Consider the following 11,792-nt stretch of genomic DNA (forward strand, 5'->3'; position numbering starts at 1 on the left):
ACCCTTTCGCAATAAATCGACCAGATACGATGAACCTGACTCAGCTGACGCTGGCTATCGGTGCACTTTGTAGCTTCGAGCCGTTATATGCTAAAGAGATAAAACCCTTTTCTTCAGACATTCCACCGCTTCCTGTAAACCCCCTTTCTCACTCATCAACCGAACCGGTTTTAGCGCCTTTATCCGAGCATCTCCATTCCGATTCGCTGTTGCATGACGCTAAACATGCAGCCGCTGACAGCTTAAAAATGGTAGGGAAATTTTTCGCACGAAGCAGCTGGTATGATGATTTTAATCCGGCGGCCAATCGCCCGCATTTTCAGGGAAAGCTTGCCGGTAACAGACCCCACTTATTTTGGTTTTACCGTCTGCAGAGCTCAGTGATTGCTCCGCTTCCACCCGATCCGGACCTGATCGATCCCGTGCTCGATGGCAATCCACCGCCCCCGCCGCCGCCCTTCGTGCCAAGACCTAAACCACAAATCCCAGCCTATGCCGCTCTGCCAGCCGCACTATTTGGTATGGATGAAAATCTGCAAACACGCTTCATCTATGATGCACAACTTGCAGGCCGGGATGGTCGCCCTAACCTGTTCATTTCTGGTTTCAGCGTTGATGAGCGCTATCACAGCGAAGCCAATCACAACCAAAGTGAAAACCGCTATTACGGCTGGCTGGTAGGCTTACGTGGATTACTGACGGAAGATGAGCAACGACAGCTGGCACTGAGTGTGGCGATCAGTAAAGGTCACTTCACTCTGGAGCCTTCACAGTCCAGCGGCAACCGCCACGGGCAGGTTGATACTCAAGGTATCAATGCGATGTTGAGCTGGCAGCCGCAGCATGGCCTGCAACTGGCTCTGCCGATTGGTTTCGGTCACTATCGCGGCAATATAAGCAGTGATGAAAAAGATAAAGTGGCGCAGGTAAAAGCCCGCAGCGCCAATATAGGTGTGGATATTGGCTGGCGATGGCAAGAAGGTTCACATGCTTTCACGCCGATGTTGGGCACCACCATGCAATGGGCACGCATCAAGGATATCCATGACAACGACAATCTACATATTGGTTATTCGCAGCAAAAACAGCTGCAGTTCTCTGGCGGGATGAAATATGACTTCAGCCCGACAGATAGCCTGAAATTTGGCCTTGAAACACGCTATATGCAGTACAGCGGCCATGCGGGCAATGTTGCGGTAGATAAAGATAATCTGCGTACTGGCCGAGGCGGTAAGCACCTGCAATTTAGCGGCGACGTTGGCTGGCAACTGACTGAGAATGTTCAGCTTAATAGCCAGCTTAAGTGGCAACATCGCCTTAGTCAGGAAGGTGCCAGCAACTGGCAGACACAACTGGGTGTACAGATTGCCTTCTAAAGCGCCTGCGCGCACGCCCAGGCTGAACTCCACGCCCACTGGAAGTTGTAACCGCCCAGCCAGCCGGTAACATCCACCACTTCGCCGATAAAGAACAATCCCGGCACACCGCGCGCTTCCATGGTTTTTGATGACAGCTGGGTGGTGTCAACGCCGCCCAGCGTCACTTCGGCGGTGCGATAGCCTTCGGTACCGTTCGGCTGTACGCGCCACTGATGAAGCGTATTAACCAGCTCGCCCTGCTGCTTGCTGTTCAGCTGCTTCAGCGTGACGTCAGGAATCTGCTTCAGCTCCTGCAGCACCTCAACCAAACGTTTTGGCAGAATCTTCGCCAGGCTGTTTTTCAGGCTGAGGTTGGGATGCGCCTCGCGCTGCACATTGACGAAATCATCCAGCGAGGTGGCGGGTGACAAATCAATGGTGACGAATTCACCTGGCTGCCAGTAGCTGGAGATTTGCAGCACCGCAGGGCCCGATAAGCCGCGATGGGTAAACAGCATCGCCTCTTTAAATAAGGTGCCATCCTGCGCGGTGATGGTGGTGGGAAGCGCCACGCCCGACAGCGTGTTGAGCTGTTCCAGCAGTGGTTTATGCAGGGTGAACGGCACCAATGCCGCGCGCGTGGGGAACACTTTCAGGCCGAACTGTTCCGCCACTTTGTAGCCAAACGGCGTGGCGCCGAGGCCCGGCATCGAGAGCCCGCCGCTGGCGATCACCAGTTTTTCGGCCTGCACCGAAGTACCGTTCAGCTGTAAGGTATAGCCGCTGTCGTCGCGCTCGACGCTCAGCACTTCACTGCGCAGGCGCAACGTCACCTGACCGGCATCACACTCTTTCAACAGCAGATCGACAATCTGTTGCGCGGAGTCATCGCAGAATAATTGCCCCAGCGTTTTCTCGTGATACGCAATGCCGTGACGATTGACCAGATCGATGAAATCCCACTGGTTGTAACGCGCCAGCGCCGATTTGCAGAAATGCGGATTGTGCGACAGGTAGGCCGCCGGTTCGGTGTGCATATTGGTGAAGTTGCAGCGACCGCCGCCCGACATCAAAATTTTGCGACCGGCTTTTTTGCCGTTATCCAGCAGCAATACGCGACGACCCAATTGTCCCGCCTGCGCGGCGCAGAACATGCCGGCTGCGCCTGCACCAATAATGATAACGTCAAACTTTTCCACTGCTTTTATCCGCCTTGCCCGAAAGGCGCTGATTGTAGGGATTTGCGGCTTTTAGCGCCAGCTTCAAAAAAATGCCGTAAATGTGTCATAATGTAACTCACTAATTTTTAGCCGTTTTCAGCTAAATCTATACGCTGCATTACAATTTTAAGACAATAAAGAGCTATATTTTTCTTTCATATCGCGCACGTTGTCGCAGATAATGCGCCGCGTTCATGTCCTCCCAAAATGGCGTAACGTTTATGCTACATCTGTTTGCTGGTCTCGACCTCAGTACCAGCCTGTTACTGATTCTTGCTCTGCTGTTTGTATTGTTTTACGAAGCAATCAACGGTTTTCACGACACTGCTAACGCGGTCGCGACTGTCATTTATACCCGTGCGATGCGGGCGCAACTGGCGGTTGTCATGGCGGGTGTTTTCAACTTCTTAGGTGTTTTGCTTGGTGGATTGAGCGTGGCGTACGCCATCGTTCACATGCTTCCGACCGATTTACTGTTGAATGTCGGTTCGGCCCACGGTCTCGCCATGGTCTTCTCCATGCTGCTGGCCGCGATTATCTGGAACCTCGGCACCTGGTATTTGGGTTTGCCCGCCTCCAGTTCTCACACATTGATTGGCGCTATCATCGGTATTGGTCTCACCAACGCCCTGATGACCGGCACCTCGGTGGTTGACGCGCTCAACCTGCCGAAAGTCATCAATATCTTCATGTCCCTGATTCTTTCACCGATTGTAGGTCTGGTGATTGCAGGCGGTCTGATCTTTATCCTGCGTCGCTACTGGAGCGGAACCACCAAACGTTCACGCATCCACATGACGCCTGCTGACCGTGAAAAGATTGATGGTAAGAAAAAGCCACCGTTCTGGACGCGCATTGCCCTGATCGTTTCCGCGATTGGCGTGAGCTACTCACACGGCGCTAACGATGGTCAGAAAGGCATCGGCCTGATTATGCTGGTGCTGATCGGCGTTGCTCCGGCGGGATTTGTGGTGAACCTGAATGCGTCAGGTTATGACATCACCCGCACCCGTGACGCAGTCAATCATCTGGAGCAGTATTATCAGCAGCACAACGAATCGCTGACGCACATGATGCAGCTGGCGCCGCCTGTGGTACCAACGCCAGATGAATCGCTTGGCGGTCCGCAGGAGTTCCATTGTGACAGCAGCCGTGCGTTGCAGGCCATCGATCGTGCGCAACTGCTGCTGAACAATCTGCAGAGCTACGATCAGCTGACGGTTGATCAACGCAGCCAGATGCGTCGTCTGCTGCTATGCGTTTCCGATACCGTGGATAAAGTAGCCAAGCTGCCGGAAACCAGCGCGGAAGATAAGCGCTTCCTCAACAAGCTGAAAAGCGATTTGCTGGGCACCGTTGAGTACGCTCCGATCTGGATTATTGTTGCTGTGGCGCTGGCGCTGGGCATCGGTACCATGATTGGCTGGCGTCGTGTTGCCACCACCATTGGTGAAAAAATCGGTAAGAAGGGCATGACTTATGCGCAAGGTATGTCGGCGCAGGTAACAGCCGCAGTATCGATTGGCGTGGCCAGTTACACCGGTATGCCAGTTTCAACCACGCACATTCTGTCATCGTCTGTGGCCGGTACCATGCTGGTTGATGGCGGTGGCTTGCAGAGCCGCACCATCAAAAATATCGCTATGGCATGGGTCTTCACCCTGCCGGTGTGTATTTTGCTGTCAGGTGCGCTCTACTGGATTGCACTGAAACTGATCTAAGCAAAGCGCAGAAATATTCCAGGGCGACAGCGATGTCGCCCTTTTTCATTGCCGTTTTTCATTGCCAAATCGCCATCGCAATTAAACTCACCACCACCAAAAAACAGAGCCCGCTGGTCAGTACAAACTGCCCGCGCACCCGCTCACAGCGGCGAATGAACTCGTCGTCATGATGATCGTGATAGCGCTTCTCCCAGATATAGCGCACCAGCCGCACCTGCTTACTCGGCTGCCCGTGCGACGTGAAGAAACCCGCGCCATCCACATATTGATATAACAGCGGATCGCAACCGCGCAAAACGGCCAAAAGTGAGCGCAAAGAAGAGAAATAGCGCGCCATATTCACCAGACAAACCACACACAGAGCCCAAAAAAGCGCGATAGTGCTGATCATGTTCCCCTCCCGGCTGGAGCCACAACGACGTCGAACGCAGCGGGGAATTGCTGTAGACGCCGCACGGGAAATAAACCAGCCACTGAATGATGTCGATTGCATTGTTGTTATGCGAACCTGAGTGCGCGACTCATACGGCAGTGGCACTTATTTTCAGTGTAGGAGATCTGTTCAATTTTTTTCCAGCGATGATTTTCGTTCAGGGCGAGTGAAAAAGCCGATAACGCTTGATCTTCCTCACATGCGAACTTTCGCTTGCAGCATTTGTTAACAACTCTGGCTATACTCAGGACATAATAAAAACCGCCTGCAAGGCTGAAAAATTGGTTGGTGGCGCTTCATCGCCGTCTCGCGCAAAGGAATCGCCTACCGTGAAAGCAGGAAGATTGCCCCGAATCTTGAGAAAGGAGTTTTATCATGGCTTATAAACACATCCTGATTGCAGTAGACCTTTCCCCGGAAAGCCAGTTGCTGGTTGATAAAGCCGTTTCGCTGGCCCGTCCTTATGATGCAAAAATCTCGCTGATCCACGTTGATGTGAACTATTCAGACCTGTATACCGGGCTGATTGACGTCAATCTGGGCGACATGCAGAAGCGGATTTCTGAAGAGACGCACACCGCGCTGAAAGAGCTGTCGATCAATGCCGGCTATCCGATCAGTGAAACCCTGAGCGGCAGCGGCGATCTTGGCCAGGTGCTGGTGGATGCGATTAAGAAATATGATGTGGATTTGGTGGTGTGTGGTCACCATCAGGACTTCTGGAGCAAGCTGATGTCATCGGCGCGCCAGTTGATTAACACCGTGCATATCGACATGTTAATTGTTCCGCTGCGCGACGAAGACGAAGAGTAACCCCGTAGGGTCGCCATTCATGGCGACCTTTCTCATAGCCGCACGATCTACCCCAGCGGCGGATAAATATCAAAACGATGGCTTTTGGTCACCACTGCATCCTGCGTCACCACGCCCGCTAACGGCGGCGCATAATCCGGACGCTTCACCACAATGCGCTTTTTCGCCAGCCGGCGCGCCGGTTCCAGCAATGCATCCGCATCGTCATCCGCACCGACCAACGACTGAAACACGCGCATCTCTTTCTTCACCATCGCGCTTTTCTGGCGATGTGGATACATCGGATCGAGATAGACCACATCCGGCGCGGGCGTGATATCGCTCAGCGCTTGCTGGCTAACGACGTGTAGCAGCGTAAGCCGATCGCGCAGCCAGCCGCCAATTTCCGCATCCTGATAGCCGCGACGCAAACCATCGTCCAGCAAGGCCGCGACCACCGGATGACGCTCCAGCATGCGGACGCGACAGCCCAGCGCCGCCAGCACAAACGCATCGCGCCCCAAACCGGCCGTCGCATCAACCACGTCTGGCAGATAACCGCTTTTGATGCCGACCGCTTTCGCCACCGCTTCGCCGCGACCGCCGCCAAACTTGCGCCGATGCGCCATCGCGCCCGAAACGAAATCAACGAAGATGCCGCCGAGTTTCGGCTCATCCAGCTTACGCAGCTCAAGATGCTCAGCGGTTAACACCAGCGCCATCGTTGCCTGATCGTCCTGCTGCAAACCCCAGCGCTCGGCTAAATGTAATAAGGCGCCGTCTCCGGCGCCTGTTTCATCGATTAAACCAATTTTCACAAGCCGGCTTATCCCTGAATTCCGTAGTGTTCCAGCATCGCATCGAGCTGCGGCTCACGGCCACGGAAGCGTTTGAACAGCTCCATTGGCTCTTCGGAACCGCCACGCGTCAGGATGTTATCGAGGAACGACTGACCGGTCTGACGGTTGAAAATGCCCTCTTCTTCGAAGCGCGAATAGGCATCGGCAGCCAGCACGTCGGCCCACAGATAGCTGTAATAACCCGCCGCATAACCGCCAGCAAACACGTGGCTGAAAGCGTGCGGGAAACGGCCCCATTCCGGGCTTGGCACCACGGCAACCTGCTTCTTCACTTCACGCAGGGTTTCGAGGATACGCGCGCCTTGCGCAGGATCGAACTCGGTATGCAGACGGAAATCGAACAGGCCGAACTCCAGCTGACGCAAGATAAACAGCGCCGCCTGATAGTTTTTCGCCGCCAGCATTTTATCCAGCAGTTCTTTCGGTAACGGCTCACCGGTTTCGTAGTGCCCGGAGATAAACGCCAGCGCTTCCGGCTCCCAGCACCAGTTTTCCATAAACTGGCTTGGCAGCTCAACGGCATCCCACGGCACACCGCTGATACCGGATACGCCCGGCGTTTCGATGCGCGTCAGCATATGGTGCAGACCGTGACCGAATTCATGGAACAGCGTGATCACTTCATCGTGCGTGAACAGCGCCGGTTTGCCCTGCAGCGGACGATTAAAGTTACAGGTGAGATAGGCCACCGGCTTCTGCAGGCTGCCGTCGGCTTTACGCATCTGGCCGACGCAATCGTCCATCCACGCGCCGCCACGCTTGTGTTCGCGCGCATAGAGATCGAGATAGAAACTGCCGCGCAGTTCGCCGCTTTCGTCGAACAGGTCGAAGAAGCGCACGTCTGGATGGTAAACATCGACGTCTTTGCGCTCTTGGGCGGTGATGCCGTAAATGCGTTTAACCACCTCGAACAAGCCGCTCACCGCGCGCGCTTCCGGGAAGTAAGGACGCAGCTGCTCATCGCTGATGGTGTAGAGATGCTGTTTCTGTTTCTCGCCGTAATACGTCAGATCCCACGGATTCATCTCGTCGACGCCGTGCTCTTTCTTCGCGAAGGCGCGCAGCTGAGCCAGCTCTTTCTCACCTTGTGGACGAGCGCGTTTCGCCAGATCGGTCAGGAAATCGATGACCTGCGCCGGATTTTCCGCCATTTTGGTCGCCAGCGATTTGTCAGCGTAAGAGTCGAAGCCCAGCAGCTGTGCCAGTTCATGGCGTAGCGCCAGCTCTTCCGCCATTACAGGACCGTTGTCCCATTTGCCAGCATTCGGGCCCTGTTCGGAAGCACGCGTTGAATACGCGCGATACAGCTCTTCACGCAGTGCGGCGTTGTCGCAGTAAGTCATAACCGGCAGATAGCTTGGGATATCCAGCGTCAGCAGCCAGCCTTGTTGCTCTTTGGCTTCGGCCTGTGCTTTGGCGGCGGCCAGCGCACTTTCCGGCATGCCCGCCAGTTCCGCTCCATCAGTCACCAGCTTGCTCCAGCCCATGGTGGCGTCGAGCACGTTGTTGCTATAGGTCGAACCCAGTTCAGAAAGACGCGCCGCGATTTCTCCGTAGCGCTTCTGCTTCTCTTTATCGAGGCCGATACCGGACAGCTCGAAATCACGCAGGCTGTTATCCACCGCTTTCTTCTGCGCGGTATCCAGCGCCGCGTAGCTATCGCCCTCTTTCAGGTTGCGATACGCCTGATACAAACCTTCATTCTGGCCAACCCAGGTGCTGTATTCAGACAGCAGCGGCAGCGTTTGCTCGTAAGCTTCACGCAGTTCTGGGCTGTTCTTTACCGAGTTCAAATGGCTGACCGGCGAGAACAGGCGACCTAAGCGATCGTCGACTTCAGCCAGCGGCTGCACCAAATTTTCCCAGGTATAAGGCGCGCCTTGTGCCACAACGCGTTCCACCGCTGCGCGGCAGTCATTTAGCGCTTCGGTAACCGCAGGAACCACATGTTCAGGTTTGATGGCAGAAAACGGAGGCAGCGAAAAAGGCGTGAGTAACGGATTGGTCATAAGCGCAGTCCTTTCATGATGAAGTAGTGGCGCGAACTTTCGCGCGACGCATTTTACTAACATGCGGCTTGATGGCATGAAAATCAATGCCACTAAGCCTGGACCAACGAAGAAAAGCCCGCCAGAAGGCGGGCTGAAGATTATTTAATCGCGAGTTGGTAGTGAATTACATCGTAAGGCGCCACCCACGGCGGCAACGGCTCGCGTTCGAAGATATCTTTCGCCAGCGCCCAGCCCTCCACGGCACCGCCTTTACCGGTGAGAGACATCCCGTCATAGAGCAGCGGCGGCAGATTGCTATCAAATGGCACTTTGTCATCTGCAAAATCATTAATCACTTTGCCGCCCAGCGTGCTGACTTTGACGCTCACTTCAACCTGCTGCTCGGGGATCAGTTTCGCTTTCGCTGGCTTCACCGCAAACCAGCGCACGCCATTTTCTGCGCGCAGCGTTTTACGCTTCTCAACCTGCTTATCGAGTTGCGCATAGCCTTTCTCAATCAGCTTGCCCATGCCTTTATTGATCGATTCTTGCATCGTTGCATAACGCTGCGACATCTCTTCACTGCGCATGGCTGACGTGCCGGTTTTCAGTTGCGTGGTTAACCCCGCGATCAACTGATCAAGGCTGAAATTGAGGCCCACATCCTTCACCATCTGCAACTGCACCACTGCATTACTGGCAATGAATTGACCTAAGGTGTAACCATCGCGATCAGCGTCACTTTTGGGAAGTGTCTCGGGTAACGCGATGGTCGAGTGCTTTTTTGCGTTATCGAGCTCGGCAGTCAATGTGGCAATATTTTTTGCCTGCTGCTGCTTCAAAGCATCTTCACTGCGTTTGGCGGCATCGTGTGCTTCACGCAGTTGTTGGTTCAATAACTCCGCATCTGCGGCATGCTGCTTTTTAAGCTGTTCCTGGCTGCGTTTTACTGCTTCCTGCGCCTCATTCAGCTGTTTACTCAACTGGGCCGCATCCTGGGTTTGCTGTTTTTTCTCAGCATCCAGCGTAGCAAGCTTTTTGGCGCTTTCGATTTGTTGCACCTTTAAAGCTTCAGCATTCTTTTGCATGTCACTTAATGCCCTGCTTTGCTGTTGTGCATCCTTCAGCGCCTGCTTAAGTGTACTTACTTCCTCTACCAACTGCTGTTTCTCAGCCTGTAACGCAGCCAGTTGCTTATCACTGATCGATTGCTGCGGGACGCTGCGCTGGGCTGCATCAGCCGCTTGCTGTTGAGCCGCCTTCAGTTCTTGCGTGACTTTGGCGAGGTTTTGCGCCTGCTGTTGATTTTCAGCTTCCAGCGCAGCCAGCTTTTTCTGGCTCTCAGCCTGTTGACGTTTCAGCGCCTCTTGCGACTTATCACGCTTAGATTCAGCCTGCTGCTTCTCCAGCTGATTGATGCGCGCACGTAAGCGTGTCAATTCCGCTTGGTCCGTTGATTTAGTAGTACTTTTTGGTTGTGATGTTGGCTGTGGTTTCGACGTTTCGGCCGGAATAAAAGGTTTTGCGTGAGAAGCCTCGCCAAAAGCGCGCAGCATCTCATCATCAGAAGCCGCGCAGGCTAAAGCAGGCAACAGCGATACAGTCATTACAAGTATCCGAGACAGATAACGGGGTGTCATCACGGCCTCCCGGCGCGACAATAAGTAAACAAAAGGCTTCATCTTTATCACTGAGATAAAGATGAAGCCCGACCACAGCGCAATCACATTGCGCTGTTAAAAATAATAAATTGGAGCTGCTTTTATTAACTCAACCAGCCTGACGAATAATCAGCTGAGAAAGGCGAGTCTTAATACGGAAGCACAATTCACGGATCTGGAATTGATAACGCGGCATCACCAGATCATTGATATCAGAGCCAATGGAATCTTTAATTTGCAGATATTTATTGGTCTGTGCACCGATTTTCTGGAATTCCGCTTGATAGCTTTCATAGGAAGCCTGGCTATAAAGACGCATCGCATCCAACTCTTTACGACACTGCTGAATATTGCTCGCGCGGTCGTCGCTGAAAGATGCGCTTTCAGCTTGTGCCGGCGCAGAAGCAACAAACGGTGAACCCTGCTGCTCTGGCGCATTTTGCGCTGCAGGCTGCTCTTCCGCCATCGGCGGTGTGACTAAACTATGAACGGGTTGTTGTTTCGCGCAGCCTGTCAGTGCCAACAGGCTTGCCACCGCGATACCAGTCATTTTTTTCATTATTTTCACCAGGAATTGTTAGAGATGCTTTAAGCAAAAAATTATACGGCCTTAACCGGAAAGTTTCCTGCCAGACTCTCTGGCATTTGGCTTGTGACCGCTTGGTTTAGCGCAGACTAACTTACTTAATCTGAGGATAAAATTCGAGTACCGAATTTTCCTTAGGAATTTTCACTGATACCAGACAAGTCGCAACCGGCTATAGCGACGCATTGGCGCAAAACTTAAGCGCCTGCCAAAACGTCAGCAATTTTTATGCAGCGCGGCTATAATCGCGCCACACACGATGTTTTGACTCCCTTTGATCCAACCGCGGACCCCCTTTCTTTATGCTGAGTTATCGCCACAGTTTTCATGCCGGCAACCATGCCGACGTGCTGAAACACACCGTTGAAAGCCTGATCCTCACCGCCCTGATGGAGAAGGAAAAACCTTTCCTCTATCTGGATACCCACGCCGGTGCCGGACGTTACCTGCTGAGCGGAGAGCACGCCGAGCGTACCGGTGAATATCTGGAAGGCATTGGCCGCATCTGGCAGCAGCCGGATGTGCCGGAGTTGCTCAAGCCGTATCTCTCGGCGGTGCGTAATCTCAATCCGCACGGCACCTTAAAGTATTATCCGGGTTCGCCGTTGATTGCCCGCTTCCTGCTGCGTGAAGAGGACAAAATGGAGCTGACCGAGCTGCACTCCAGCGATTATCCGCTGCTGCGCACCGAGTTCAGCAAAGATTCCCGTGCGCGCGTGGCGCGTGGCGATGGCTACCAGCAGCTGAAAGCCAAGCTGCCGCCGCTGAGCCGTCGCGGCCTGATTCTGATCGATCCGCCGTATGAGATGAAAAGCGATTATCAGGATGTGGTGAAAGGCATTCAGGAAGGTCACAAGCGTTTCGCCACCGGCGTATTTGCGCTGTGGTATCCGGTGGTGATGCGTCAGCAGATCAAGCACATGGTTAAAGATTTGCAGGCCACCAATATCCGCAACATCCTGCAGATTGAGCTGGCGGTACGTCCGGACAGCGATCAGCGCGGCATGACGGCCTCCGGCATGATCGTGATTAACCCGCCGTGGAAGCTGAAAGCGCAGATGGAAGAGCTGCTGCCTTGGCTGCATCAGAAGCTGGTACCCGCCGGAACCGGTCACTTCAGCGTCACGCAGATCGTGCCAGAGTAAGTTCGCTTACTACGTCGCCAGC

The 11,792-nt window shown here is 53.9% G+C and carries 10 protein-coding genes; 4 read left to right on the forward strand and 6 right to left on the reverse strand.

Features of this window, described 5'->3' with window-relative positions:
• Window positions 1-29 precede the first annotated feature (29 nt).
• Complete coding sequence (locus BM323_RS23085; RefSeq protein ID WP_008108140.1) at window positions 30-1,376, forward strand: autotransporter outer membrane beta-barrel domain-containing protein; 1,347 nt, start codon at window positions 30-32, stop codon at window positions 1,374-1,376.
• Here the strand turns inward: BM323_RS23085 and BM323_RS23090 are convergent.
• The gene (locus BM323_RS23090; RefSeq protein ID WP_071531663.1) at window positions 1,373-2,557 is read right to left on the reverse strand and encodes a BaiN/RdsA family NAD(P)/FAD-dependent oxidoreductase; all 1,185 of its coding nucleotides are present in this window, start codon (window positions 2,555-2,557) and stop codon (window positions 1,373-1,375) included. The genes BM323_RS23085 and BM323_RS23090 overlap by 4 nt on opposite strands.
• A 242-nt stretch (window positions 2,558-2,799) precedes the next feature.
• Here BM323_RS23090 and pitA point away from each other — a divergent pair, with 242 nt between their 5' ends.
• Window positions 2,800-4,299: an inorganic phosphate transporter PitA gene (gene pitA, locus BM323_RS23095; RefSeq protein WP_139221449.1), complete on the forward strand. Its 1,500-nt coding sequence runs from the start codon at window positions 2,800-2,802 to the stop codon at window positions 4,297-4,299.
• 58 nt (window positions 4,300-4,357) lie between these two features.
• On the opposite strand, the gene uspB is transcribed toward pitA, so the two are convergent.
• A complete protein-coding gene (uspB, locus tag BM323_RS23100; protein WP_008108136.1) occupies window positions 4,358-4,693 on the reverse strand; it encodes a universal stress protein UspB in 336 nt (111 codons plus the stop codon).
• 417 nt (window positions 4,694-5,110) lie between these two features.
• Between uspB and uspA the strand changes: the two genes are divergently transcribed.
• The gene (gene uspA / locus BM323_RS23105; RefSeq protein ID WP_007889892.1) at window positions 5,111-5,548 is read left to right on the forward strand and encodes a universal stress protein UspA; all 438 of its coding nucleotides are present in this window, start codon (window positions 5,111-5,113) and stop codon (window positions 5,546-5,548) included.
• A gap of 47 nt (window positions 5,549-5,595) precedes the next feature.
• Here uspA and rsmJ read toward each other — a convergent pair whose 3' ends face one another.
• From rsmJ to BM323_RS24670, 4 genes are all read right to left on the reverse strand, one after another.
• Window positions 5,596-6,345 carry a 16S rRNA (guanine(1516)-N(2))-methyltransferase RsmJ gene (gene rsmJ, locus BM323_RS23110; protein ID WP_008108135.1) on the reverse strand — a complete coding sequence of 250 codons (750 nt, stop codon included), beginning with the start codon at window positions 6,343-6,345 and terminating at the stop codon, window positions 5,596-5,598.
• Between the two features lie 8 nt (window positions 6,346-6,353).
• On the reverse strand, window positions 6,354-8,396 hold the full coding sequence (gene prlC / locus BM323_RS23115) for an oligopeptidase A (protein WP_008108134.1): 2,043 nt from the start codon (window positions 8,394-8,396) through the stop codon (window positions 6,354-6,356).
• A 140-nt stretch (window positions 8,397-8,536) separates the two neighbouring features.
• Window positions 8,537-9,817 (reverse strand): coiled-coil domain-containing protein, encoded by a 1,281-nt coding sequence (locus tag BM323_RS23120; RefSeq protein WP_157179250.1) that lies wholly within the window; start codon window positions 9,815-9,817, stop codon window positions 8,537-8,539.
• Between the two features lie 331 nt (window positions 9,818-10,148).
• Window positions 10,149-10,598: a hypothetical protein gene (locus tag BM323_RS24670; RefSeq protein WP_231103509.1), complete on the reverse strand. Its 450-nt coding sequence runs from the start codon at window positions 10,596-10,598 to the stop codon at window positions 10,149-10,151.
• A 329-nt stretch (window positions 10,599-10,927) separates the two neighbouring features.
• On the opposite strand from BM323_RS24670, the gene BM323_RS23130 reads away from it, so the two are divergent.
• Entirely contained in the window at window positions 10,928-11,770 is an 843-nt protein-coding gene (locus BM323_RS23130; RefSeq protein ID WP_007889903.1) for a 23S rRNA (adenine(2030)-N(6))-methyltransferase RlmJ, read from the forward strand.
• The last annotated feature ends 22 nt before the right edge of the window (window positions 11,771-11,792 follow it).

It is taken from the genome of Pantoea sp. YR525 (assembly GCF_900116775.1).
In the GTDB taxonomy this organism is placed as follows: Bacteria; Pseudomonadota; Gammaproteobacteria; order Enterobacterales; family Enterobacteriaceae; genus Pantoea; species Pantoea symbiotica.